At 55.8% G+C, this 24,716-nt stretch carries 22 protein-coding genes; 4 read left to right on the forward strand and 18 right to left on the reverse strand.

Features of this window, described 5'->3' with window-relative positions; all coding sequences use genetic code 11:
• Window positions 1–117: 117 nt before the first annotated feature.
• Window positions 118–1,371: a serine hydroxymethyltransferase gene (glyA, locus tag H7K52_RS03135; protein ID WP_003848651.1), complete on the reverse strand. Its 1,254-nt coding sequence runs from the start codon at window positions 1,369–1,371 to the stop codon at window positions 118–120.
• Between the two features lie 326 nt (window positions 1,372–1,697).
• Between glyA and hmpA the strand changes: the two genes are divergently transcribed.
• On the forward strand, window positions 1,698–2,882 hold the full coding sequence (gene hmpA, locus H7K52_RS03140) for an NO-inducible flavohemoprotein (RefSeq protein WP_105098908.1): 1,185 nt from the start codon (window positions 1,698–1,700) through the stop codon (window positions 2,880–2,882).
• 327 nt (window positions 2,883–3,209) lie between these two features.
• On the opposite strand, the gene glnB is transcribed toward hmpA, so the two are convergent.
• The 5 genes from glnB to purL form a co-directional block, all read right to left on the reverse strand.
• On the reverse strand, window positions 3,210–3,548 hold the full coding sequence (gene glnB / locus H7K52_RS03145) for a nitrogen regulatory protein P-II (RefSeq protein WP_003848647.1): 339 nt from the start codon (window positions 3,546–3,548) through the stop codon (window positions 3,210–3,212).
• 184 nt (window positions 3,549–3,732) lie between these two features.
• Window positions 3,733–5,067, reverse strand: a complete 1,335-nt coding sequence (gene glrR / locus H7K52_RS03150; protein ID WP_409072672.1) for a two-component system response regulator GlrR — start codon at window positions 5,065–5,067, stop codon at window positions 3,733–3,735.
• On the reverse strand, window positions 5,067–5,735 hold the full coding sequence (gene qseG, locus H7K52_RS03155) for a two-component system QseEF-associated lipoprotein QseG (RefSeq protein WP_003848631.1): 669 nt from the start codon (window positions 5,733–5,735) through the stop codon (window positions 5,067–5,069). Before qseG ends, glrR begins: the two co-directional genes overlap by 1 nt.
• A gap of 3 nt (window positions 5,736–5,738) precedes the next feature.
• The gene (locus tag H7K52_RS03160) at window positions 5,739–7,166 is read right to left on the reverse strand and encodes a sensor histidine kinase (RefSeq protein WP_003848629.1); all 1,428 of its coding nucleotides are present in this window, start codon (window positions 7,164–7,166) and stop codon (window positions 5,739–5,741) included.
• A 579-nt stretch (window positions 7,167–7,745) separates the two neighbouring features.
• The gene (purL, locus tag H7K52_RS03165) at window positions 7,746–11,633 is read right to left on the reverse strand and encodes a phosphoribosylformylglycinamidine synthase (protein ID WP_182629672.1); all 3,888 of its coding nucleotides are present in this window, start codon (window positions 11,631–11,633) and stop codon (window positions 7,746–7,748) included.
• 266 nt (window positions 11,634–11,899) lie between these two features.
• Here purL and mltF point away from each other — a divergent pair, with 266 nt between their 5' ends.
• Window positions 11,900–13,357 carry a membrane-bound lytic murein transglycosylase MltF gene (gene mltF, locus H7K52_RS03170; RefSeq protein ID WP_003848623.1) on the forward strand — a complete coding sequence of 486 codons (1,458 nt, stop codon included), beginning with the start codon at window positions 11,900–11,902 and terminating at the stop codon, window positions 13,355–13,357.
• On the opposite strand, the gene tadA is transcribed toward mltF, so the two are convergent.
• Both tadA and yfhb read right to left on the reverse strand, forming a co-directional pair.
• Window positions 13,354–13,845, reverse strand: coding sequence for a tRNA adenosine(34) deaminase TadA (gene tadA / locus H7K52_RS03175; protein WP_071591679.1), 492 nt, complete (start codon window positions 13,843–13,845; stop codon window positions 13,354–13,356). The genes mltF and tadA overlap by 4 nt on opposite strands.
• Before the next feature lie 63 nt (window positions 13,846–13,908).
• The gene (yfhb, locus tag H7K52_RS03180) at window positions 13,909–14,547 is read right to left on the reverse strand and encodes a phosphatidylglycerophosphatase C (RefSeq protein ID WP_008926715.1); all 639 of its coding nucleotides are present in this window, start codon (window positions 14,545–14,547) and stop codon (window positions 13,909–13,911) included.
• A 155-nt stretch (window positions 14,548–14,702) separates the two neighbouring features.
• On the opposite strand from yfhb, the gene H7K52_RS03185 reads away from it, so the two are divergent.
• Both H7K52_RS03185 and H7K52_RS03190 read left to right on the forward strand, forming a co-directional pair.
• On the forward strand, window positions 14,703–15,542 hold the full coding sequence (locus H7K52_RS03185) for a MurR/RpiR family transcriptional regulator (protein ID WP_003848617.1): 840 nt from the start codon (window positions 14,703–14,705) through the stop codon (window positions 15,540–15,542).
• A 55-nt stretch (window positions 15,543–15,597) separates the two neighbouring features.
• The gene (locus tag H7K52_RS03190) at window positions 15,598–15,846 is read left to right on the forward strand and encodes a YfhL family 4Fe-4S dicluster ferredoxin (RefSeq protein WP_140915741.1); all 249 of its coding nucleotides are present in this window, start codon (window positions 15,598–15,600) and stop codon (window positions 15,844–15,846) included.
• Here H7K52_RS03190 and acpS read toward each other — a convergent pair.
• The 10 genes from acpS to rseA form a co-directional block, all read right to left on the reverse strand.
• The gene (gene acpS, locus H7K52_RS03195; protein WP_008926716.1) at window positions 15,843–16,223 is read right to left on the reverse strand and encodes a holo-ACP synthase; all 381 of its coding nucleotides are present in this window, start codon (window positions 16,221–16,223) and stop codon (window positions 15,843–15,845) included. The genes H7K52_RS03190 and acpS overlap by 4 nt on opposite strands.
• Window positions 16,223–16,954, reverse strand: coding sequence for a pyridoxine 5'-phosphate synthase (gene pdxJ / locus H7K52_RS03200; RefSeq protein WP_003848612.1), 732 nt, complete (start codon window positions 16,952–16,954; stop codon window positions 16,223–16,225). The genes acpS and pdxJ overlap by 1 nt, the downstream gene beginning before the upstream one ends.
• A 72-nt stretch (window positions 16,955–17,026) precedes the next feature.
• Window positions 17,027–17,755 carry a DNA repair protein RecO gene (recO, locus tag H7K52_RS03205; RefSeq protein ID WP_003848609.1) on the reverse strand — a complete coding sequence of 243 codons (729 nt, stop codon included), beginning with the start codon at window positions 17,753–17,755 and terminating at the stop codon, window positions 17,027–17,029.
• A gap of 4 nt (window positions 17,756–17,759) precedes the next feature.
• Window positions 17,760–18,665 (reverse strand): GTPase Era, encoded by a 906-nt coding sequence (era, locus tag H7K52_RS03210; RefSeq protein ID WP_003848607.1) that lies wholly within the window; start codon window positions 18,663–18,665, stop codon window positions 17,760–17,762.
• A gap of 145 nt (window positions 18,666–18,810) precedes the next feature.
• A complete protein-coding gene (gene rnc / locus H7K52_RS03215; RefSeq protein WP_003848606.1) occupies window positions 18,811–19,491 on the reverse strand; it encodes a ribonuclease III in 681 nt (226 codons plus the stop codon).
• 131 nt (window positions 19,492–19,622) lie between these two features.
• Complete coding sequence (lepB, locus tag H7K52_RS03220) at window positions 19,623–20,597, reverse strand: signal peptidase I (RefSeq protein WP_182629673.1); 975 nt, start codon at window positions 20,595–20,597, stop codon at window positions 19,623–19,625.
• Window positions 20,598–20,606: 9 nt separating this feature from the next.
• Complete coding sequence (lepA, locus tag H7K52_RS03225) at window positions 20,607–22,406, reverse strand: translation elongation factor 4 (RefSeq protein ID WP_003848603.1); 1,800 nt, start codon at window positions 22,404–22,406, stop codon at window positions 20,607–20,609.
• A 218-nt stretch (window positions 22,407–22,624) separates the two neighbouring features.
• The gene (gene rseC, locus H7K52_RS03230; RefSeq protein ID WP_008926717.1) at window positions 22,625–23,089 is read right to left on the reverse strand and encodes a SoxR-reducing system protein RseC; all 465 of its coding nucleotides are present in this window, start codon (window positions 23,087–23,089) and stop codon (window positions 22,625–22,627) included.
• Window positions 23,086–24,042, reverse strand: a complete 957-nt coding sequence (gene rseB, locus H7K52_RS03235) for a sigma-E factor regulatory protein RseB (protein ID WP_003848599.1) — start codon at window positions 24,040–24,042, stop codon at window positions 23,086–23,088. Before rseB ends, rseC begins: the two co-directional genes overlap by 4 nt.
• Window positions 24,042–24,695, reverse strand: coding sequence for an anti-sigma-E factor RseA (rseA, locus tag H7K52_RS03240; protein ID WP_003848597.1), 654 nt, complete (start codon window positions 24,693–24,695; stop codon window positions 24,042–24,044). Before rseA ends, rseB begins: the two co-directional genes overlap by 1 nt.
• Window positions 24,696–24,716 lie beyond the last annotated feature (21 nt).

Consider the following 24,716-nt stretch of genomic DNA (forward strand, 5'->3'; position numbering starts at 1 on the left):
TAAGTTTGCTGCCAGGCAGCATAAACAGGCGTTACTCTGGCAGAGCACTGCGGAGCAGGCAATAAAAAAGGATGGCAATTGCCATCCTTTTTGTGCTGTCTTACAACAGGTTAGCGATTAAGCGTAGACCGGCAGACGGCTGCAGATATCCAGGACTTTCTTTTTGGTCCGCTCAATGGTGGCTTCGTCATTGACGTTATCCAGTACATCAGCGATCCAGCCAGCCAGCTCACGCACGTCTGCTTCGTTGAAGCCACGACGCGTAACGGCAGGTGTGCCGATACGGATACCCGACGTCACAAACGGGCTTTTCGGGTCGTTCGGTACGCTGTTCTTGTTAACCGTGATGTTGGCACGGCCCAGCGCGGCATCCGCTTCTTTACCGGTCAGGTTTTTGCTCACCAGATCGATCAGGAACAGATGGTTATAGGTGCCACCGGAAACGATGTCATAGCCACGCTCAATCAGCACTTCAACCATCGCTTTGGCATTTTTTGCCACCTGCTGCTGGTAGGTTTTAAACTCCGGCTCCATCGCCTCTTTGAAGGCAACTGCTTTACCCGCGATAACGTGCATCAGAGGACCGCCCTGGCCGCCCGGGAAGACAGCAGAGTTCAGTTTCTTGTAGAAATCTTCGTCGCCGTTTTTAGCCAGAATGATACCACCGCGCGGACCCGCCAGCGTTTTGTGGGTGGTGGAGGTCACGACGTGCGCATGGGGAATCGGGCTTGGATAAACGTCTGCGGCAATCAGGCCGGCAACGTGGGCCATATCGACAAACAGCCAGGCACCCACGCTATCCGCGATTTCACGCATTTTCGCCCAGTCGCAGACGCCAGAGTAAGCTGAGAAGCCGCCAACGATCATTTTTGGCTTGTGGGTTTTCGCCAGTTCAGCCAGCTCGTCGTAATTGATTTTTCCGGTCTCATCGATACCGTAAGCAACCACGTTATAGAGTTTGCCAGACAGGTTAACCGGTGAGCCGTGAGTCAGGTGTCCACCGTGCGCCAGGTTCATCCCGAGGATGGTATCGCCCGGCTGCAGCAGCGCCGTATAAACAGCGAAGTTAGCCTGAGACCCTGAGTGTGGCTGCACGTTAGCGTAATCAGCACCAAACAGCGCTTTTGCGCGGTCAATCGCCAGCTGCTCAACGATATCAACGTACTCACAGCCGCCGTAGTAACGTTTGCCCGGATAGCCTTCAGCGTATTTATTGGTGAGCTGAGAACCCTGTGCCTGCATAACACGCGGGCTGGTGTAGTTTTCAGAAGCAATCAGTTCAATGTGCTCTTCCTGACGCACTGTCTCCTGCTCCATTGCCTGCCACAACTCGGCATCGTAATCGGCAATGTTCATATCACGCTTTAACATCCGGTTCTCCTGACTCAGCTAACTTTCTGACGGTATTTACCCCCCTTCAGGGGCGAAGGCCAACAGTGTAAACCGTTTTAACAGGTGAAGGTAGGGTGAACCGCCTCTTTTTACGCAAACGATTGGCTGGCGACTGGCAGCACTTTTTTACACCTTTTTAGCCTGTTCACCCGTCACATTTTTTCTCAACGATGTGACGGCGGCGTCTGTTGATGCACCAAAAAGTTGTCACATGGGGAGCCAGAAAGTTTCCCGGGTTATTTACACCACAGGCAAGGCGGCTATAACATGCATTTAAAATACATGTTTAATAAGAGGCCATTGATATGCTTGATGCACACACCATCGCCACCGTTAAATCGACGCTGCCTGCCATAGCCGCCTGCGGTCCAAAGCTTACCGCACACTTCTATGACCGTATGCTGTCGCACCACCCTGAACTCAAAAACGTCTTTAATATGAATAACCAGCGCAATGGCGATCAGCGCGAAGCGTTGTTCAACGCTATCTGCGCCTATGGCGCGAATCTGGAGAATCTGGCCGTGCTGCTGCCTGCGGTAGAAAAAATCGCGCAGAAACACACCAGCCTGAATATTCAGCCTGCCCAATACGCCATCGTCGGTGAAAATCTGCTGGCGACCATCAAAGAATTGCTGAATCCCGGTGACGAGGCGCTGGCTGCGTGGGGCCAGGCCTATGGCATCCTGGCGGATGTGTTCATCAATCGGGAAGAAGAGATCTATCAGGCCACAGCGCAGCAAACCGGCGGCTGGCGTGGCACCCGCGCGTTTCGCATCAGCGCAGTTGAGCAGCAGAGCGAGGTCATTAAAAGCTTTACCTTCACGCCGGTGGATGGCGGCCCGGTAGCCGCTTTTAAACCGGGTCAGTATCTGACAGTACACCTGCAGCCTGCCAGCTTCGAGCATCACCAGATTCGTCAGTACTCACTGACGCATCTCAGCAACGGTAAAGCGTATCGTATTGCGGTGAAACGCGAAGCGCAGGGCACGGTCTCCGGCTGGCTGCATCAGCATGGCAAAGTGGGTGATGAGCTAATGCTCGCCGCACCGCACGGCGACTTCTTCCTGGAGGTCGATTCTGGCACGCCAGTCGCACTTATCTCTGCGGGCGTGGGTCAGACGCCGATGCTGGCGATGCTGCATTCACTGGCAGCCAGCGAGCATCGCGCGCCGGTCAGCTGGCTGCACGCCGCAGAGAACGGCAAACAGCATGCGTTTGGCGAGGAAGTCGGTGCCACTGGCGCGCAGCTCGCCGATTTTATCAGTGAGGTCTGGTATCGCGATCCCGCTGCTGAAGATGCAGGTCGCTATGACACGCAGGGGCTGATGGATATCAGCAAAATGGCTGCACGGTTAGCGTCATCCGATACCCACTTCTATCTCTGTGGACCGCTACCCTTTATGCAGCATGTGGTGGCGCAACTGCGCGATGCCCGCGTGGCAGATGCACGCATTCATTACGAACTCTTTGGCCCGCACAAAGGGATGTAAATCTGCTACTAAGTTCAGGCAGCAACAGACAGCTTCAAAGCGAAGGGAACTCTGGCAGAAGAGGAAAGCGTCCCGCGACATGGACAAAAACGCCGGGAGCGGTTTTGAACAACGCAACGCGTTGGCCCGTTTACGGGCGCACCTCAGGGATGAGGTGCGTAATCGCGCGGGCCGAGCGTGCCATGGATGGCGGGTTTTGCGTCTTTCCGATCTGACCGGGTTCTCTGAGCTGGCTTGATCTCACAGTAGACCTCATCCGATTTCCAGGTATAAAAAAGCCCGCAACGCGGGCCTTTTTATACTGATTAATCGCTGATAAAAAGACGATCAGATCGCCTCTTCATCCTCTTCACCCGTACGGATACGCACAACGCGCGCCACGTCGAAGACAAAGATTTTACCGTCACCGATTTTGCCGGTCTGCGCGGTGCGCATAATGGTCTCGACGCAGGTATCAACGATATCGTCGCCCACCACCATCTCGATTTTCACTTTAGGTAAGAAATCGACCATATACTCTGCGCCGCGATACAGCTCGGTATGCCCTTTCTGGCGACCAAAGCCCTTTACTTCACTCACGGTCATCCCGGTGATGCCGACTTCCGCTAAGGCTTCACGAACATCATCGAGCTTGAATGGTTTGATAATCGCATCAATCTTTTTCATGTCAGACCCTTTTTCACTCCCTCCATGGTCAGAGGGTTTATCAAGTATAAATGTTGCTGGCGCTGTCGGGCGGTAATATCCGGGATTCTTCAGGTTGCCGCAAGCGCTGTCAGATTATGCTGACCGCACCCATTCTGATTCGGGCCTGAGCAGGCAACCTGCCGGTATTACGTCGCAGCCTCCGCTACTCTTTGAAATCACTGGCATCCAGTTCATGGCGAGACAGCAGCTTATAGAACTCCGTGCGGTTGCGTCCAGCCAGACGTGCGGCGTTGGTCACATTGCCTTTGGTCATCTGCAACAGCTTACGCAGATAGTTCAGCTCAAACTGATTACGCGCCTCCGCAAAGGTCGGCAAGGCGCTGTTCTCGCCGCTCAACGCCTGCTCCACCAGCGCATCACTGATCACCGGTGATGAACTCAGCGCCACGCACTGCTCAATGACGTTTACCAGCTGGCGCACGTTGCCTGGCCAGCTTGCGGCCATCAGACGCTTCATCGCATCAACGGAAAAACTGCGAATCTGTGGCTTATGCCGTTCCGCTGCCTGGCGCAGCAGATGATTGGCCAGCAGCGGGATATCTTCTGTGCGCTGATGCAGCGCGGGTATTTTCAGATTCACCACATTCAGACGATAGAAGAGATCCTCACGAAACTCTTTCTTCTCCATCGCCTTCGGCAGATCGCGATGCGTGGCTGAAATGATTCGCACGTCGATTTCACTATCGTGGTCGCTGCCCAGCGGTCTGACCTTACGCTCCTGCAACACCCGCAACAACTTAACCTGCAATGGCTGCGGCATATCGCCAATCTCATCCAGGAACAGCGTACCGCCGCCTGCCGCTTTAAATAACCCCTCACGCGCACTGACCGCACCGGTAAAAGCACCTTTGGCGTGACCGAACAGCTCTGACTCCAGCAGCTGCTCCGGCAAAGCGCCACAGTTAATGGCGACAAAAGGCTTGCCGTTACGCGGGCTGGCGGCGTGAATCGCCTGCGCCAGCATCTCTTTGCCGGTGCCACTCTGACCATTAATCAGTACGCTGACATCCGACTGCGCCACCATATGCGCCTGCTCCAGCAGCTTTATCATCAGCGGACTGCGGGTGACGATCGCCTCGCGCCAGCGGTCATCACTGACCGGTGCCTGCTGTGCCAGCGCCTCATCAATCGCTTTGTAGAGCGCGTCCCGATCAACCGGTTTCGTCAGGAAGCTGAATACGCCCTGCTGCGTGGCGGAAACGGCGTCCGGGATGGAACCATGCGCCGTCAGGATAATCACCGGCAGACCGGTGTGGCGCTTCTGGATCTCGCCAAAGAGCGCCAGCCCATCCATCTCATCCATTCGCAGATCGCTTATCACCAGCTCAATCTTCTCTTTCTGCAACAGACGCAACGCTTCGGGTCCGCTGCCCGCAGTGGTGACCTGATACCCTTCGCTGCGAAGACGCATGCCCAGCAGCTTCAGCAGACTGGGATCGTCATCCACCAGCAGCAATTTTGCCGCTTGTCTGACCATCATTGCTCCTCATCCTGCGGCAGCGCTGTACCATGACTGCTGTCAGAAACATCCGGGGCTTTACGCGATGAGAGCTGCCGCTCAATGTCAGTCAGCCGCTCCAGCTTATGCTGCGTGTCACTGAGCTGCTGCTGTTGCTTAACCATCTGCTGGCGTATCGCCTCAAGCTGACTATCGCTGCTCTGTTGCAGATGGACATAACGGGTGCGCGCCTCACTGAGGTCAAGCTGCGCGGTCTGGTTGCTGCGCCACAACTGAATCAGCGGGCGCACAGACTGTGGGAAATCAGCGCTGTAACGATCCAGGGTTTCCACATAGCGACGACGCTCAACGGGCGTGACGTTGCCATTAGACATCAGCACGCCCTGTTTAAAGGCGCGCGACCAGTTCTCTGCCGGCCAGCGATGGGCTTCGGCTCTGGCTTCTGCAGGAGAAAGGCGCTCAGCACAATCGATCGCCCGCATCCAGTAAAGGGGATTATCCAGTGCGGCCCTCTTCTCTATCGGCCAGAGATCATTGCAGCGGGTCGCCAGATAATCAGCAATGCTGACCTCGGGTTCCGCTACCTGATGGCCTGACGACAGGGATGAGGTGGCCGGGGAGGTCGTACATCCGCTGAGGAGCAGCGTCGTCAGCGTGCTTAACAGCAACGCGGGTAAATATTTCATCAGTCAGACTTTCCCGGCAGTGGTGTTCAGTTCAATTCGAAAACAGACGTCAGCCTGCTCACAGGGGACCAGCGTCAGGTCGCCATGCATCCGGCGCAGGCAATCTTTGGCAATACTCAATCCCAGCCCACTGCCTTTTACCGGCCCTTTGCGCTGCTGGCTGCCCTGGAAGAACGGTTCGAAAATCATTGCCTGCTCTTCCGGCGGAATCGGCGTGCCGCTATTCGCGACCTCAATCCAGATCCGATCGCCCTGCTGCTGACTGCGCAGCCAGATGGTACCGGATTCGCTGCCGTAGTTCACGGCGTTCGAGTAGAGGTTATCAATGACCCGCATCAGTAACGTCGGTTCAGCAAGACAGTGGCTGACCTCAAGATTAACGACCGTCTGCATGAGTTTGGCGCGCGCCGAGAGCGCATGTGCATTGACGACGCCCTCCACGATCGCTGCCACGCTGACCGGTTCCAGCTGGATCGGGCCATCCGCCAGTTTGCGATTGTAATCGAGCAGTTGTTCAATCAGCCGCTGCAGATGGCGGCTGCTGCTGTCGAGAATAGTGACCACCTCTTTCTGGTCGGCGTTCAGCGATCCGGCGACTTCATCCGCCAGCAACTCAGTGCCTTCACGCAGGCTGGCCAGCGGCGTTTTCAGTTCGTGTGAAAGATGGCGCAGAAACTCATGACGCTGAGATTCCAGCCATGCAAGCCGTTCGCTGAGCCAGACGATGCGCTGTCCCAGCGAGCGTAACTCGCGCGGGCCGCGAAAAATCACGCTGTTACCCAGCTCACGCCCTTCGCCAAGCCGGTTGATCATCCGCTCAATGCGCTTGACCGGCCCGATAATCATGCCGGTAAACAGCGTCATCAGCGCGAGACTGATGATAAACAGAATCAGCGCCTGCCAGCCAAAAAACTGGCCGCGATCGGCGATTTCACGCTGCAGTTGTAAGCCGCGCGAAAAGACCACTTCGCGCGTGTCCTGCACCATCTGCGCGTTAGTAGCAGAAAAGCGATCCAGCGCCTCTGCGGCGGGTGTAATGGGATTGCCATTATCACATTTCAGTGGCGTCAGCAGCGGCAGAGTCGCCTGCAAGGTCTGAAAAGCAGGCAGTTCGGGCAGACTGGCGCTATGCGAGCTCAGCATCTGACTGTAGCGGGTGTACTGCGTCTGATAAAGACGAGACAGCGAGGCATCATCCAGCACGCAATATTGACGGTAACTGCGTTCAAGCTCTACTGCCGTTCGTGCCATTGCCTCACTTCTGCGCACATCGGTGAAGGTGTTGCGGTTAGTATCAGCGGCCTGTTCACTTAACGCAGAGAGACTTTCCCACGCCTGCCAGGCCAGTACCAGCAACGGTAGCAGCACCAGAACAAACGCCATCAACACCAGCTGACGCAGAGAACGGGGAAATAAACGCCATTTTTTCACGCAGACGCTTCCTTAAGATTTACTGTCTGGATGCTAGCGGACTCTGACAGCAGAAGAAAGGTGTGGTGGGCAGAAAGAGAAACAAAAGAAAACGGCAGGCTCAATGGCCTGCCGCTGTCACGACGCGTGGTGCATCGCGTAAGAATGGGTGGAGCCTTACTCAACGTTACGTCCGGTGTTTGATAACGCAAGCGATTATCGGTCAGGTGGACGGCAGGCTCCGTTTGGTGCGTCATTCGGGCTTTATGAGCTCTTATCCGCTTCGCGGGGCAATCATAAACAGGTGAATGAGCAGCTGCATAAGTATAGCAAGTTTCATGCCAGAAAATAAATCATTATATTTTTCAGCAGATTGAACGAGCTGCTCCAATGACACCTGCGAAAAGTCCGATGCAGACAGCGTCAATGTGTCTCCACAAGGCGACATTAAATCACCCCGGATACCCGCTCATTTAAAATCAATGAGATAGATGTCGCCATAAAGAGACAGTGCAATATCCCCCTTGTCGCCATTTGCCAACAGCGGCGTAAAAAAGAACAGGAGGCACACCGGCCTCCTGTTCATTTCAGCGGATTACATTAACCCAGCTGTCTGCGCGCATTGCGGAAAATGCGCATCCACGGGCTGTCTTCGCCCCACTCTGCCGGATGCCAGGAGTTGCTGACGGTACGGAAAACACGCTCCGGATGCGGCATCATAATGGTGACGCGACCACTTTCGTTGGTCACAGCGGTGATGCCGTTAGGTGAGCCATTCGGGTTAGCCGGATAGGTTTCTGTCACCTTGCCGAAGTTATCGACAAAGCGCAGTGCCACCAGCCCTTTCGACTCCAGGGCCGCCAGATGCGTCGCATCACGCACTTCAACAAAACCTTCTCCGTGCGAAACCGCGATAGGCATATGCGAACCGGCCATGCCGTCCAGCAGCAGTGACGGACTGGCAGCCACTTCGACCAGGCTGAAGCGCGCTTCAAAGCGTTCAGACTGGTTACGCACAAAGCGCGGCCAGAGATCGCTGCCCGGAATCAGTTCACGCAGATTGGACATCATCTGACAGCCGTTACAGACGCCCAGCGCCAGGGTCTGCGGACGGTGGAAGAAGGTTTCGAACTCATCGCGAACACGCGGGTTGAACAGAATCGACTTCGCCCAGCCCTCACCGGCACCCAGCACATCACCGTAAGAGAAGCCGCCACAGGCAACCAGCGCCTGGAACGCTTCCAGACCGCGACGCCCGGCCAGCAGATCGCTCATGTGAACGTCAATGGCGGTAAAGCCAGCACGATCAAAGGCAGCGGCCATCTCCACATGGGAGTTCACGCCCTGCTCACGCAGCACGGCGACGCGTGGACGCGCGCCCGTCGCGATCATCGGTGCCGCCACATCTTCCTGCGGATTAAAGGTCAGATTGACGTTGAGACCAGGATCGCTGTCGTTTTTCTTCGCTTCATGCTCCTGATCGGCACACGCCGGGTTGTCGCGCAGGCGCTGCATCTGCCAGGTGGTTTCTGCCCACCAGGTACGCAGCGTATTGCGGCTTTCACTGTAAACCGCACTGTCACCGGAACGGATCACAAAGCGATCGCCTGGCTGCGCGCTGCCCAGCAGATGCGTGGAAGCGGCAAGACCGTGATCGGCCAGGATCCGCTCAACGGCATCGCGATCGGCGGCGTTGATCTGAATCACCGCACCCAGCTCTTCGGTGAACAAGGCCGCCAGCGCATCGCTGCCCAGCGAGGCGATATCAACGTCAATGCCGCAGTGACCGGCAAAGGCCATCTCGGCCAGCGTCACCAGCAGACCACCGTCAGAGCGGTCGTGGTAGGCCAGCAGTTTCTGCTCAGCCACCAGCACCTGAATCGCATTGAAGAAGCCAGCCAGCTGGGTGGCATCACGCACATCGGCAGGTTTGTCACCGAGCTGGCGATAGACCTGTGACAGCGCGGTTGCGCCCAGCGTATTCGCGCCGTTGCCCAGATCGATCAGCAGCAGCAGGTTGTCCTGATCGGCCTGCAGCTGTGGCGTGACGGTGCGACGGACATCTTCGACGCGTGCAAACGCAGTAATCACCAGCGACAGCGGCGAAGTCATCTCGCGCTGTTCAGTGCCTTCCTGCCAGCGGGTTTTCATCGACATCGAATCTTTACCGACCGGGATGGTAATACCCAGCGCCGGGCAAAGCTCTTCGCCGACGGCTTTCACCGCCGCGTATAAACCCGCATCTTCACCCGGATGACCCGCAGCGGACATCCAGTTAGCGGAGAGTTTCACGCGCTTCAGCGAACCAATCTGCGTTGCCGCCAGGTTGGTCAGGGCTTCCCCCACCGCCAGACGACCTGACGCTGCGAAGTCCAGCAGCGCAACCGGTGAACGTTCGCCCAGGGCAAAGGCTTCGCCGTGATAGCTGTCGAGGCTGGCAGTGGTCACCGCACAGTTGGCCACTGGGATCTGCCACGGCCCGACCATCTGGTCGCGCGCCACCATGCCGGTCACGCTGCGGTCACCGATGGTGATCAGGAAGGTTTTTTCCGCCACAGCAGGCAGATGCAGTACGCGATTCACCGCATCAACCAGCGTAATGCCGTCACGCTGCAGCTCGGTGCCCTGCGCCTGCTGCGTCACCACATCCCGCGTCATCTTCGGCGTTTTGCCCAGCAGGACATCCAGCGGCATATCGATAGGCTTATTATCGAAATGGCTATCTTCCAGACTCAGGTGCAACTCTTCGGTGGCTTCACCAATTACGGCAAAAGGTGCGCGTTCGCGCTGGCAAATCGCCTTAAACTGCGCCAGCTGATCGGGTGCTACGGCCATCACATAACGTTCCTGTGATTCGTTACACCAGACTTCCAGCGGGCTCATGCCTGGCTCATCACTCAGGATGTCACGCAGGTTAAATCGACCACCACGACCGCCATCGCTGACCAGCTCCGGCATAGCATTGGAAAGGCCGCCTGCGCCCACGTCGTGGATAAACAGAATCGGGTTCTCATCGCCCAGCTGCCAGCAGCGGTCGATCACCTCCTGACAACGGCGCTCCATCTCCGGGTTATCACGCTGTACAGAGGCGAAGTCGAGATCGGCATCAGACTGACCCGAGGCCATGGATGAGGCCGCGCCGCCACCCAGGCCGATGTTCATGGCCGGACCGCCCAGCACCACCAGCTTCGCGCCTACGGTGATTTCGCCTTTCTGCACGTGATCGGCACGGATGTTACCGATACCGCCCGCCAGCATAATCGGCTTATGATAGCCGCGCAGCTCAGTGCCGTTGTGGCTGGTGACCTGCTCTTCATAAGTACGGAAGTAGCCATTCAGAGCCGGACGACCAAATTCATTGTTAAAGGCAGCGCCGCCCAGAGGTCCGTCGGTCATGATCTCCAGCGCGCTGACAATGCGGGCTGGTTTGCCGAAGTCCTCTTCCCACGGCTGTTCAAAGCCAGGAATACGCAGGTTAGAGACCGAGAATCCGACCAGGCCCGCTTTTGGCTTGGAGCCGCGACCGGTTGCGCCTTCATCACGGATTTCACCACCAGAACCGGTGGCCGCGCCTGGCCACGGCGAAATCGCCGTTGGGTGGTTGTGCGTTTCCACCTTCATCAGAATGTGCGCAGCTTCCTGATGCCAGCGGTACTCGCTCTCTCCGGCGTCAGCAAAGAAGCGGCCAACCTCTGATCCTTCCATCACGGCGGCGTTATCTTTATAGGCAGAGAGCACGAAGTCCGGCGTCTTCTCCATCGTATTTTTGATCATTTTAAACAGCGACTTTGGCTGTTTCTCGCCGTCGATAATCCAGTCAGCGTTGAAAATCTTGTGACGACAGTGCTCAGAGTTCGCCTGCGCAAACATATAGAGTTCAATGTCGTTGGGGTTACGACCCAGTGAGGTAAACGCCGCCACCAGGTAGTCAATTTCATCGTCTGCCAGCGCCAGACCCAGGGAGATATTGGCCTGCACCAGCGCCTGACGGCCCTCACCCAGCAGATCGACACTTTTCACCGGCTGCGGCGTGTGGTGCGCGAACAACTGCTCAGCCTGCGCCAGGTCACTGAAGACCGTTTCCATCATCCGATCGTGCAGCAGTGTGCCCAGCGTTTGCCACTGCGCTTCGGTCAGCTGGGGAGCCTGTACATAGAAAGCCAGACCACGTTCCAGACGACGGACATGTGGCAGGCCGCAGTTGTGGGCGATATCGGTTGCTTTGGATGACCAGGGCGAAATGGTACCAGGACGCGGTGTCACCAGCAGCAGACGACCCTGTGGAGCATGTTCAGCAAGAGAGGGACCATATTTCAGCAGACGTTGCAGACGGCTCTGTTCGTCAGCGCTTAAAGGCGTACTGACATCAGCAAAATGGATGTACTCAGCGTAAATATCACTCACCGGCAGATGAGCGTCCTGAAAGCGGGTCAGCAGTTTGTTTACACGAAATGCCGACAGGGCGGGCGAACCACGCAGAATTTCCATTAATAAGTCTCTCGTCAGGGCGCCGGGCGACGCAAATTGGGCGCAACAGGGAAAACGGGGCGTATTATAGAGAAAGCGACCTCGCGACGAAACCGTTTGCGCACAATTTTTGGCGACCCGGATTTGCCTGAAATTTGCGCAAAAGCTGCTATAAAAGTTGCTCAGCGTGATTTTGTTGCGCAAAATGCCCCTCGCTCTGGGAGTTCAAAGAAGATAAATACTGCCTTTAAAAGACAGAGGCCTTAGAGCCAGCGAGAGATAACTATTTGAAACGCCTAAAATTTAATTATCTGTTTATCGGTCTGGTTGCCGTGCTGTTAGCGTTAGCGCTATGGCCATCCATTCCCTGGTATGGGGGTGGGCAGGACCAGATTTCACAGATTAAATCGCGGGGAGTGCTGCGTGTCAGTACCATCAACTCCCCATTGACTTACTACACAGTTAACCAATTACCGGCCGGTATGGACTATGAGCTGGCAAAACGTTTCGCCGATTATCTGGGCGTCAAACTTAAGGTGACGGTTCGTCCTAACCTGAGCGATCTGTTTGATGACCTTGACGATGGCAAAGCCGATGTGCTGGCCGCCGGGCTGAACTATAACAATGAACGCCTGACGCGTTATCAGACCGGGCCAGGTTACTACAATGTTTCGCAGCAGCTGGTCTATCGCGTGGATAAGCCGCGCCCTAAAAACCTCGGTGATTTAAAGGGGCGGCTAACGGTTGCGGCGGGATCGGCTTACCTGTCAACGCTGAAGAGCGCGCGTTCTAATCAGTTTCCCGATCTGGACTGGGCGATCTCCACCGATCAGAGCCCTAAAGCCCTGCTGGAAGCGGTAGCTGATGGCAAGCTCGACTACACCATTGGCGACTCCGTCACCATCGCCCTGTTGCAGCGCATTTATCCGCAGCTGGCGGTCGCGTTCGACGTCACCGATGAAGAGCCGGTGACCTGGTATGTGCGGCACAGCGATGATGACAGCCTGAATGCGGCGATGCTCGACTTCTTTAATGGTATGGGAGAAGAAGGCGCGATGGCGCGGCTGGAGGAGAAATATCTCGGCCACGTCGGCACCTTTGATTATGTCGATACCCGCACTTTCCTGCGGGCCATCGACAATACGCTGCCCGACATCAAACCGCTGTTTGAGAAGTACGCTACCAGCATTGACTGGCGACTGCTGGCAGCGATCTCCTATCAGGAGTCGCACTGGAATCCGCAGGCCACCTCCCCTACCGGCGTACGCGGCATGATGATGCTGACGCGTAACACCGCGGAGAGTCTGGATGTGGGTGATCGTACCGATCCCGAACAGAGCATTCGCGGCGGCAGTCAGTATCTGCAGGATATGATGGCGAAGGTGCCACAGAGCATCCCGGAAGATGAACGTATCTGGTTTGCGCTGGCGGCTTACAACATGGGCTATGCCCATATGCTCGACGTCCGCAAGCTGACGGCACGCCAGGGTGGCGATCCGGACAGCTGGGCGGATGTAAAGCTGCGTCTGCCGATGCTGAGTCAGAAGCGTTACTACACACAGACGACGTATGGCTACGCCCGTGGGCATGAAGCTTATAACTACGTGGAGAATATCCGCAAGTATCAGCTAAGTCTGGTGGGTTATCTGCAGGAGCAGGAGAAGCGTCTGAAGCAGCAGGCGGAAGCCCAGGCCGAACTGGCGAAGGGCTATCCGGCGGTTGAACCAAAGATCGCGATGAACTAACCCTGGCGCTGCGCCTGACGCAGCGCTTTTTTCTGCTCGCGACGCATACGGAAAAAATCGCTCAGCATGGCGGCGCACTCTTCAGCCAGCACGCCACTGTGCAATTCAATCTGATGATTCATGCCAGGGTGGCCCAGCACATCCAGCAGCGATCCCGCCGCGCCACTTTTAACATCGTGCGCACCATAAACCAGACGCGTTATGCGGCTGTGAACCATAGCACCGGCACACATGACGCACGGCTCCAGCGTCACGTAAAGCGTGGTATCCAGCAGACGATAATTTTCCAGCACTTTACCGCCCTGGCGCAGAGCCATTATTTCGGCGTGCGCCGTCGGGTCGTGCTGACCAATGGGCCGGTTCCAGCCTTCGCCAATCACCTGGTCGTTCTGAACCAGCACCGCGCCCACCGGCACTTCGCTCTGCTCCCACGCCCGTCGCGCCAGACCAAGCGCATGGCGCATCCAGTACTCATCTTGTTGTTTCACGCTGACCACCCCGGGCGACTAAAAAGCGGCGCATTATAGCGGTCTCATCGGTCCTTTAAAAACTTATTCCAGCTGTTGCAGTTCACCCGCCGGGGTCACGCGCCAGCGATGCTGACAGAAAAACAGCAGCGGGTTGTCCTGTTTGCTGTCGCTGTAGCCGCTGTAAAGCTGCAGCGGCGTACCGATTTTCTCTTCCAGCTGCGCCACTTTCTCATGGCCAAGACAGCGCATCGCCAGCACCCGCCCACCCCAGCCGCGCTGCATCTGGCTCGCAATCATCTTCACGCGTGGCAGAAACGCGGAGTCGTAATAGACCTGCTCCACCAGCGACTGTGGCGATCCGGTAATCAGCCAGACGTCAGCATCATCACTGCTGAGATAATCCGTCAGACGCTGCTGCACCACCGGGAACGCTTTCACGCGCAGCCGGAACCACTGCGCAAACTCCGCTTCGAGGCGCAGCAATGTCTGCTCAGAGCGTCCAAAGGTAATTGACCAGAGCAGCAGGCTCATGGGCCAGCGAGCCGCGCGGCCTTTAAACAGCAGGCCGATACCGACCACCGGCAATACCGGCACCACCAGCAGCAGATTAAGCGGGCGGCGACGCAGCAGATAGCGCATAAACGTGCCGAACATGTCCTGCTGGTGCAAAGTGCCATCCAGGTCAAAAAATACGATGCGACGTTGTGTTCCCCTGGTCAAACAACTCTCCTTTATGGCTGGTTCTGGAATGATAAAGAGTAGTGTAGCCATCATCAGGCGGTACGGCGATGACTGTCATTTTTAATTCCGATGACTACAATGCCCGATGAATAGTTTATTCTTCATTGATTATCCCTGAATGACGAGGATTGGGCATGAGTTCTTTGCTGCGCATTCGCCAGCTTTATCCACGACTGGCGTTGAACGAACGTCGGCTCGCGGATTTTTTACTGTCGCAACCCGATCGGGCGCGTCACCTGAGTTCACAAAAACTGGCGGAAGAGTCCGGCGTCAGCCAGTCGAGCGTAGTGAAGTTTGCGCAGAAGCTGGGCTATAAAGGTTTTCCGGCGCTTAAGCTGGCCCTGAGTGAGTCACTGGCGGACAAGGATGCCATTACCGTGCATAACCATATTCTGAGCGACGACCCGCTTAAGATGGTGGGTGAAAAACTGCTGACTGAAAAGCTTTCAGCGATCCGCGCCACACTGGATATTAATAGCGAAGAAAAGCTCAACGACGTGTTACAGCTACTGAAAAATGCCCGCCGTATTTTACTGGTGGGCATCGGCGCCTCGGGCCTGGTGGCGAAAGATTTCTCCTGGAAGCTGATGAAGATCGGCATTAATGCGGTGGCGGAACAGGATATGCACGCCCTGCTGGCCAGCGTGCAGGCGATGGGGCCAGGCGATGTGCTGCTCGCCATCTCTTACACCGGTGAACGGCGAGAGATCAATCTGGCCGCGCAGGAAGCGGTTCAGGTGGGCGCAGATGTGGTGGCGTTCACGGGTTTTACGCCGAATACCCTGCAGCAGAGTGCCGGTTACTGTCTTTATACGGTGGCGGAAGAGCAGAGTACCCGCAGCGCGGCGATCTCCTCAACCACGGCACAGCTTGCTCTGACCGATCTGCTGTTTATGGCGCTGGTGCAAAACGATCCGGAGCGCGCGTCCAGCCATATTCGTCACAGTGAAGCGCTGGTGAAAAAGCTGGTCTGATCAGCGTCAGCACGTATAATACCCGCGCTTTTTCTGTTGGTATCAGGTGGGTAAAATGGCGCTGTTGATTACGTCCAGATGCATTAACTGCGATATGTGTGAACCGGAGTGCCCGAATCAGGCGATTTCACTGGGCGATGCGATCTATGAGATTGATGTCAGCCGCTGCACGGAATGTGTCGGGCACTATGAGCGGCCAACCTGTCAGCAGGTCTGCCCCATCGACAACACGATTATCATTGACCCACAGCACACCGAATCTCGCGATGTGCTATGGGAGAAGTTCGTGCTGCTGCACGGCTAGCTTTCAATGATTACTGTGGCGCAGGCGTAGTGACGCTCATCGGCCAGCGTCACGTGAACGTGCTTAACGCCCAGCCTCTCTGCCACGTCAGCGGCATGCTGAAAGAAGCGTAACCCCGGTTTTCCCAGCGCATCGTTGTAAACTTCAAACTGATTAAACGCCAGACCACCGCGAATGCCGGTGCCAAAGGCTTTTGCTGCCGCCTCTTTAACCGCAAAACGTTTGGAGAGAAAGCGCACCGGCTGCTTGTGCGCCTGATACTGGTGCCATTCGGCTTCACTCAGCACCCGACGCGCCAGCCGATCGCCGGAGCGCGCTATCACCCCGGCGATGCGTTCAATCTCAACGATGTCCGTCCCTAATCCGAGAATAGCCATTAGCGACGGGCTTCACGCAGCAGTTGCTTCATCTCTTTAACTGCATCCGGCAGGCCACTCATTACTGCACGCCCGATAATCGCATGGCCGATGTTCAGCTCATGCATTTCCGGCAGCGCGGCAATCGGCAGCACATTGTGGTAGGTCAGACCATGACCGGCGTTAACTTTGAGCCCCAGGCTGGCAGCAAAAGTCGCGGCATGGCGAATGCGCGCCAGCTCAGCGTCACGCGCCAGTCCCTCTGGTGCCTCGGCGTAAGCGCCAGTATGGATTTCGATGTAAGGCGCACCCGTGGCAACGGCGGCTTCGATCTGGCGGTGATCGGCATCAATAAACAGCGAAACCAGAATGCCAGCATCCTTCAGCAGTCGCACGGCCGCGTTCATCTTCTCCTGCTGTCCCGCCACATCCAGTCCGCCTTCCGTTGTCACTTCCTGACGCTTTTCCGGCACCAGGCAGCAGAAATGGGGCTGAATGTCACAGGCAATGCCGATCATCTCATCGGTGACCGCCATCTCCAGATTCATGCGCGTCTGAATCGTGTCACGCAGAATTCGCACGTCGCGATCGGTGATGTGACGGCGATCTTCACGCAGGTGCACGGTAATGCCGTCTGCGCCTGCCTGCTCGGCGATAAACGCCGCCTGTACCGGATCGGGATAGTTTGTCCCACGCGCGTTACGCACCGTGGCAATGTGATCGATATTGACGCCTAACAGCAACTCAGCCATGACCATCCTCACTTCTTTTCCATCGTGATGTTGAGTGTACCGCGCAAATATAAACAGGCGGTACGACCAGCGCTATTCTTCTGCCTGTTCGGGCTTTTTCTTCGGGATAAACTGGCGGAACAGCTCCTGACTTTTCAGCGGCTTGCCACCAAGATAAGGCTTCAGGGCGATGCGCGTAAAGCGCTTCGCGGCACGCAGGGTGTCGGCATCCGGAAACTCTCGCTCACACAGGGCGTGCAGCTCCCGTCCGGTAAAGCTGCGATTGTTCACCACCAGGCTGGCGATAAAACCCCGCTCTTCGCGATAGCTGTAGGTCATATCGTCGCTGACCGGCTCGCCGCTGCCGGCGCAGTGCAGGAAGTCGACGCCGTAACCCAGGTGACCGAGCAGCGCCAGTTCAAATCGTCGCAGTGCCGGTTCGGGCTTACCGTGTGTTGAGGCTAACGCCTGAAGACAGTTGAGATAGTCGAAGAAGAGTTCCGGGAAGGGAGATTCCTGCTGCAATACGCGTGAGACCAGCTCATTGACGTAGAGACCGCAGTAAAGCGTGATGCCGCTGAGCGGTAAAGCCAGCGACACCGCTTCGGCATTGCGCAGGGTTTTAACTTCCCCGCGCCCGCTCCAGCGAACCAGCAGCGGGGTAAAAGGCTGTAACGCGCCTTTCAGGTTGGAACGCCGGGAACGCGCGCCCTTGGCCAGTACCCGAACCCGTCCTTCACTTTCGCTGAACAGGTCGAGCAGCAGGCTGGTTTCGCTGAAGGGACGACTATGCAGCACAAAGGCGCGTTGCCAGCCTTCCATTGAATCAGAGATCGTCTGTATAACCCAGGCTGCGCAGTGCACGTTCGTCATCTGCCCAGCCGGATTTCACTTTCACCCACAGTTCGAGATGCACTTTCGCTTCGAACATCTCTTCCATGTCCCTGCGCGCTTCGGTTCCAATGACTTTGATTTTGGCGCCTTTGTTGCCAATCACCATCTTCTTCTGCCCTTCACGCTCAACCAGGATCAGACCATGGATATCGTAACCGCCGCGTTCGTTGGTAACGAAGCGCTCAATCTCAACCGTGACAGAGTAAGGCAGTTCAGCGCCCAGGAAGCGCATCAGTTTTTCACGGATCATCTCTGACGCCATGAAGCGCTGTGAACGGTCAGTGATGTAATCTTCCGGGAAGTGATGATCGGCCTGTGGCAGATGCTTGCGGGTAATCGCCGCAATGGTATCGACGTTTTTGCCGCTCTCAGCAGAGATAGGCACGATATCGAGGAAGTTCATCTGCTGGCTCAGGAACTGCAGATGCGGCAGCAGAATGCTTTTATCCTGGATATTATCGACCTTGTTGATCGCCAGCACGACCGGCACTTTGTTGTCGCGCAGTTTGTTTAAGACCATCTCGTCATCTGGCGTCCAGCGGGTGCCTTCAACCACGAAGATCACTAGCTCTACGTCACCAATCGAACTGCTGGCTGCGCGGTTCATCAGACGGTTAATGGCACGCTTCTCTTCCATGTGCAGACCCGGAGTATCGACGTAGATCGCCTGATATTCGCCCTCGGTGTGAATGCCCATGATGCGGTGGCGCGTGGTTTGTGGCTTACGCGAGGTGATCGACACCTTCTGCCCCAGTAACTGGTTCAGTAAGGTGGATTTACCGACGTTTGGTCGGCCAACAATCGCGACAAAGCCGCAATAAGTAACGTTTTCGCTCATTCGAATCCTGAGTTGTTCAGCGCATGATACGGCGCTGAAAAAGTGCTATTTGAATCGTGTGTCATTCAGCGTCTTCTGACGCCGGGACAGAATTGCCAAAGGATGATTCACTGTGTGCCGCTCCGGCACGGTCACCCCGACAGACCTATTCGAGACCTAATTTTATCAGCGCCTGTTCAGCTGCTGCCTGCTCAGCTTTACGACGGCTGGAGCCGACGCCGACGACCGGCTCGGCCATGCCACTCACCTGACAGTGAATGGTGAATTCCTGATCATGGGCTTCGCCACGCACCTGCACGACCAGATAACTTGGCAGTGGCAGATGACGTCCCTGCAGATACTCCTGCAGACGCGTTTTCGGATCTTTTTGTTTGTCGCCAGGACTGATTTCGTCCAGACGGCTCTGATACCAGTCAAGGATCAGCTGTTCTACCCGCTCAATACCGCTGTCGAGGAAAATGCCGCCAATCAGCGCCTCGACCGTATCTGCAAGAATAGATTCACGACGGAAGCCGCCGCTTTTTAGCTCACCCGGTCCCAGACGCAGACACTCGCCAAGATCAAATTCGCGGGCCATTTCAGCCAGCGTGTTGCCACGCACCAGTGTGGCGCGCATGCGGCTCATGTCACCTTCATCAACCCGCGGGAAGCGGTGATAAAGGGCATTAGCGATCACATAGCTAAGAATTGAATCGCCAAGAAATTCCAGGCGTTCGTTATGCTTACTGCTGGCGCTACGGTGAGTCAGGGCCTGCTGTAACAGTTCCGAATGAGTAAAAGTGTAGCCCAGTTTGCGCTGAAGCTTGTTAATCAGGATGGGGTTCATGCGATTCCAGTTCTTTGTTGCGTCTGTGACTCTGCATACCAAACGGGGCTGGCAATCCAACACGTTCCGTTTGGTGTGCAGTGGCCTCCCTGAGGAGGCCACCCGAATTGCCTGTTAATCAGACAATGTTGTTAGTGGATACCGCCGATGCGACTGAAACGCACGCCGGTAGGCCACTGGCCTTCTTGTTTCTCAAAGCTCATCCAGATAGCGACCGCTTTACCGACCAGATTACGCTCCGGGACAAAGCCCCAGTAACGGCTGTCGGCGCTGTTATCACGGTTGTCGCCCATCATGAAGTATTGTCCTTTCGGCACGACCCAGCTCGACTGCGGCTGACCCGGCTGCTGATAATACATGCCTGCCTGACTCTGCGCTTCGTTTACCAGCAGAATGTCATGCGTCACGTTACCAATCGTCTCTTTGCGGGTGGCCAGGCGCAGACCTCCGCGCATAGTATCGCCCTGCGGCACCTGATAAAAACCGTTGCCGGTTTCGTTGCCATCAAAACCGCTAAAGGTCTGAATAAAGTTGCTTGGCTCAATATCGGTGTACGTTACCGCCAGCGCTGTGTCACAGGCTTTGTCGTCGTTGCAGGTCGGTTTTACCGTCAGGGTTTTGCTGTAAGGATCATAGATGACTTTGTCGCCCGGCAGGCCGATAACGCGCTTAATATAATCCAGGCTCGGATCTTTCGGGTATTTAAATACCGCGATATCGCCGCGCTTCGGCTGACCGGTTGGGATCAGCGTCGTCTGGGTAATCGGATCTTTGATACCGTAAGCGAATTTCTCCACCAGGATAAAGTCACCAATCAGCAGCGTTGGCATCATCGAGCCAGAGGGAATCTGGAACGGTTCGTAGATAAACGAACGCACGATGAACACCACCGCCAGCACCGGGAACACAGACGCGGTGGTCTCAACCCAGCCTGGCTTGGCAGCAACCTTCGCCAGCGTTTTGCTATCGAGCGCGTTGCCGGTCTGGGCCTGAACCTCAGCCTGTTTAGCGCGACGCGCAGGTGCCCATTTAAAACGATCTATTACCCATACGATGCCAGTAATCAGCGTCGCTATCGCCAGAATCAGGGCGAACATATTAGCCATTGGAAATCCTTATTTGCTGTCCTTACCGACATGCAGAATGGCGAGGAACGCTTCCTGTGGCAGCTCAACGTTACCAACCTGCTTCATACGCTTCTTACCGTCTTTCTGTTTCTGCAGCAGTTTCTTCTTACGGCTCACGTCACCGCCATAACACTTGGCGAGTACGTTTTTACGCAGCTGTTTAACCGTTGAACGCGCGATAATGTGGTTGCCGATGGCAGCCTGAATCGCAATATCAAACTGCTGACGCGGGATGAGATCTTTCATTTTCTCAACCAGATCGCGTCCGCGATAAGGTGCGTTGTCGCGGTGAGTGATCAGCGCCAGCGCATCCACACGTTCAGAGTTAATCAGTACGTCAACGCGCACCATGTCTGAAGGCTGGAAACGTTTAAAGTTGTAATCCAGCGAGGCATAACCGCGCGAGGTTGATTTCAGACGGTCAAAGAAGTCGAGTACCACCTCTGCCATCGGAATTTCGTACGTCAGTGCCACCTGATTGCCGTGGTAAACCATGTTGGTCTGCACGCCACGCTTCTCAATACACAGCGTGATGACGTTGCCAAGATACTCCTGTGGCAGCAGCATGTGACATTCCGCAATCGGTTCACGCAGCTCTTCGATATTGTTCAGCGCAGGCAGCTTAGATGGGCTGTCAACATGAACGATCTCGCCACTGGTAGTCACGACTTCATACACCACCGTCGGCGCGGTGGTGATCAGATCGAGATCGTATTCGCGCTCCAGGCGCTCCTGGATGATCTCCATGTGCAGCAGGCCAAGGAAGCCGCAGCGGAAACCAAAGCCCAGGGCGGTTGAGCTTTCTGGCTCATAGAACAGCGAGGCATCGTTCAGGCTCAGCTTGCCGAGCGCATCACGGAACGCTTCATAGTCGTCAGAGCTGATTGGGAACAGACCGGCATAAACCTGCGGCTTCACTTTTTTGAAGCCTGGCAGCGCTTTGTCTGCCGGGTTACGCGCGGTAGTCAGGGTATCGCCTACCGGCGCGCCAAGGATATCTTTGATGGCGCAGACCAGCCAGCCGACTTCACCGCAGTTCAGTTCATTACGATCGACACGCTTCGGGGTGAAAATTCCCAGACGGTCAGCGTTATACACCTGGCCGGTGCTCAGGACTTTAATCTTGTCGCCTTTACGCATGGTGCCATTTTTCACACGCACCAGAGAAACAACGCCCAGATAGTTATCAAACCAGGAGTCGATAATCAGTGCCTGCAGCGGACCTTCCGGATCGCCTTCCGGCGGCGGAATGTCACGCACTAAGCGCTCCAGCACTTCGGGTACGCCGACGCCGGTTTTGGCTGAGCAGCGCACGGCATCCGTTGCATCGATGCCGACGATATCTTCAATTTCCTGCGCGGCACGATCGGGATCGGCAGCAGGCAGGTCAATTTTGTTCAGAACCGGCACCACTTCCAGATCCATCTCCATCGCGGTATAGCAGTTCGCCAGTGTCTGCGCTTCAACACCCTGACCGGCATCCACCACCAGCAGCGCGCCTTCACAGGCGGCCAGTGAGCGGGAAACTTCATAAGAGAAGTCTACGTGGCCTGGGGTATCGATGAAATTGAGCTGGTAAGTTTGGCCGTCCTTCGCGTGGTAATCGAGTGTCACGCTCTGGGCTTTGATGGTGATCCCACGCTCACGCTCCAGATCCATAGAGTCGAGAACCTGCGCTGCCATTTCACGAGCGGTGAGTCCGCCACAGATCTGAATCAGACGGTCAGAGAGCGTAGATTTACCATGGTCGATATGAGCGATGATGGAGAAATTTCTTATGTGCTTCATTTATTGGGATATCTTCGCTTAAAATTCAGTTGAAAACCTGAGCACAGACACATTCAGGAAGATCGCTCTTTACCCACAATCCTGTCAGCCTCATTAATGACGACGCATATTACACTGTTAACGCCGCGCATAAAAGAATGGAACGTGGTGGAAGCGAAACAGATATCTGCGCAAAGCAGAATGGACAAAGGCCGCGAGATGCGCGGCCTGGACGTACGTTACGCTTCGCTTTCAACACGCAGCGCATCAGGAGGCAAGGCAATGCTCAGAATGACCGGCTGAAAAGCTTCACGGTCGCCAAATTTCATTGAAACACCTTTAGCAACAATAAAACCGCCGATGCCACCCAGCAGCGCACCGCAGGCCGCAGCCAGATCGCTGTTAAACAGCGCCTGAAACAGCCCAGCCACCAGGAAAAGACCAGACAGCGGTGTCATATAGACCAGCAGTGCTGAACCAAGCAGGCTGCTCTCTTTGATGCCGAGTTCGATGCGTTGTCCAGGTTGCAGCGGCTTACTGCTGGCGATTTGCATCACATGGGCGTTTTTTGGACCGAGTTTATTCAGCATATGACTGCCACAACCTTTACGCGCCTGGCAACTGTTGCAGGACGTTTTTGCTTCGGTATGCAGTGTGGCGATGCCATCCTGCCATGCCACTACGGTGGCCCATTCTCTCATCATTTTTGTGACCCCAGGTCAATACTGTCCGCAATACGTTTTGCGGTGGAGGGCGGCAATTCGCCAATCACTGCAATTTCGTTATTATTGCGCACAACGGTCTGGACCGTACGACGTCCCGTGCGCAATGTCTGCGTCAGACTGGTTTTATCGGCTGGCGTCACGTTGATGGCGAAACTAAACAGCCCATCGCTGTAGAGCTTCGACTCCATATTTTTGTTCAGCCCCGGCAGTGTACGGCGATTCTGCGACACCAGGGACATGCCGGCAGGTATCCAGCCAGGTTGCCAGGTAAGCGTAACCGCATCCCCTTTCGGCACGGATAGCGACGGAGGCAGATTCGCTTTCTCGAGTCCCTGCATCAGATTTCGTACCCCTTCATCCACCGCAAAGCTGATCACGCGGAACTGCTCCAGCGTTTCGCCATCACGATCAAGCAGGTCGATTCGCAGCGGCAGTTTGGTGTCCACATCCAGCCAGACCACATAGCTGTAACGGGTGCCGTCACGGGAAACGATACGCAGTACATCACACATTTGATCGGCAATGCGGGAGCGCCCTACGGTAATAAAATCGTAGGCTGAGGCAAGTTTGGTGAAGTCAGCAAAAATTACCGAGGGCAAGGCATCGATAATATGATTACCGGGAAGCGAAAAGGGATCGAGGCCGGGTTCGAAGTAGCTGATATCGTTGCCACGCTGGATAACTTCCCGGCGAGGCCCGTCCATCTGTAACAACTGCGCGAATATCCGGTTATCGATTACAGCGTGACGATAACGCAGCGATTCAATGCCGATGCGCGAGACGTTGATATAGGCGAATTCGTAGTTGAGATTCTGACTTGCCTGCTCCATCTGCTGCAATAACGCCCCGGACGCGGTAGTTTGCGCCGGGGCGGCAGATGACCATAACAGACTGCCTGTCAGCAGGCTAACAGCATACCAAAGCGGCTTCATTACTGCTGCTGCTGTCCTAATGATTGGTTTCCGGGAACATCAACCTGCGCCTGTTTTGGCGCATTGGTTTCAATCTGCAGCTGGTCAGCATGCAGGCGACGTTGCAGTTCATAGTCCTGCAGCATCGCATTTACGCGACGGCGCTGGTCCTGAACCTGCTGATTTGAGCTGTTAGTATCAAACGCATCTGACGGCACACCCAGGCTCACCGGCGAGGCTTTCCCCATCATCGGCATGGTATTGAATACCGGAGAGTCAGAGGTCTGCGTGGCACTGCCTGCCGGCTGATTGTAGTGCTGAACACCCACGATCACGGCCAGTGAAACACAGGCAGCCACCCCCACCTGAGTCAGTTGCGCAGCCCATGGACGCGCTTTTTTCCAGAACGGCATTTTTTCCCAGCGGGAAGGTTCTGGCTGAGCTTCAGGGATCAGCGTAGTGACCGAACGTTTAGGTTCTTTTTCGATGGCAGCAGCGACGCGCGCAGAGATATCGAAATGCAGGACATCGCCTGTATCACCGCGCATTGTATCGCGGATGAGATGATAGCTCGCCCAGCTTTTCTGTAATTCTGCGTCCTTAGACAAGGCGGAAAACAGCTCGTTATCTAAGGTCTCACCATCCATTAAAGCGGAAAGTTTTTCTTTCTGCATGCCTATGTACCCTTCCAGTAG

It is taken from the genome of Pantoea hericii, assembly GCF_014155795.1.
GTDB lineage: Bacteria > Pseudomonadota > Gammaproteobacteria > Enterobacterales > Enterobacteriaceae > Pantoea > Pantoea eucalypti.

Excerpts from the sequence above, each read along its gene's own strand:
- glyA (WP_003848651.1), bottom strand. The coding sequence starts at position 1,371 with ATGTTAAAGCGTGATATGAACATTGCCGATTACGATGCCGAGTTGTGG.
- hmpA (WP_105098908.1), top strand. The coding sequence starts at position 1,698 with ATGCTTGATGCACACACCATCGCCACCGTTAAATCGACGCTGCCTGCC.
- glnB (WP_003848647.1), bottom strand. The coding sequence starts at position 3,548 with ATGAAAAAGATTGATGCGATTATCAAACCATTCAAGCTCGATGATGTT.
- glrR (WP_409072672.1), bottom strand. The coding sequence starts at position 5,067 with ATGGTCAGACAAGCGGCAAAATTGCTGCTGGTGGATGACGATCCCAGT.
- qseG (WP_003848631.1), bottom strand. The coding sequence starts at position 5,735 with ATGAAATATTTACCCGCGTTGCTGTTAAGCACGCTGACGACGCTGCTC.
- purL (WP_182629672.1), bottom strand. The coding sequence starts at position 11,633 with ATGGAAATTCTGCGTGGTTCGCCCGCCCTGTCGGCATTTCGTGTAAAC.
- H7K52_RS03185 (WP_003848617.1), top strand. The coding sequence starts at position 14,703 with ATGAGTTCTTTGCTGCGCATTCGCCAGCTTTATCCACGACTGGCGTTG.
- H7K52_RS03190 (WP_140915741.1), top strand. The coding sequence starts at position 15,598 with ATGGCGCTGTTGATTACGTCCAGATGCATTAACTGCGATATGTGTGAA.
- acpS (WP_008926716.1), bottom strand. The coding sequence starts at position 16,223 with ATGGCTATTCTCGGATTAGGGACGGACATCGTTGAGATTGAACGCATC.
- pdxJ (WP_003848612.1), bottom strand. The coding sequence starts at position 16,954 with ATGGCTGAGTTGCTGTTAGGCGTCAATATCGATCACATTGCCACGGTG.
- recO (WP_003848609.1), bottom strand. The coding sequence starts at position 17,755 with ATGGAAGGCTGGCAACGCGCCTTTGTGCTGCATAGTCGTCCCTTCAGC.
- era (WP_003848607.1), bottom strand. The coding sequence starts at position 18,665 with ATGAGCGAAAACGTTACTTATTGCGGCTTTGTCGCGATTGTTGGCCGA.
- rnc (WP_003848606.1), bottom strand. The coding sequence starts at position 19,491 with ATGAACCCCATCCTGATTAACAAGCTTCAGCGCAAACTGGGCTACACT.
- lepB (WP_182629673.1), bottom strand. The coding sequence starts at position 20,597 with ATGGCTAATATGTTCGCCCTGATTCTGGCGATAGCGACGCTGATTACT.
- lepA (WP_003848603.1), bottom strand. The coding sequence starts at position 22,406 with ATGAAGCACATAAGAAATTTCTCCATCATCGCTCATATCGACCATGGT.
- rseC (WP_008926717.1), bottom strand. The coding sequence starts at position 23,089 with ATGATGAGAGAATGGGCCACCGTAGTGGCATGGCAGGATGGCATCGCC.
- rseB (WP_003848599.1), bottom strand. The coding sequence starts at position 24,042 with ATGAAGCCGCTTTGGTATGCTGTTAGCCTGCTGACAGGCAGTCTGTTA.
- rseA (WP_003848597.1), bottom strand. The coding sequence starts at position 24,695 with ATGCAGAAAGAAAAACTTTCCGCTTTAATGGATGGTGAGACCTTAGAT.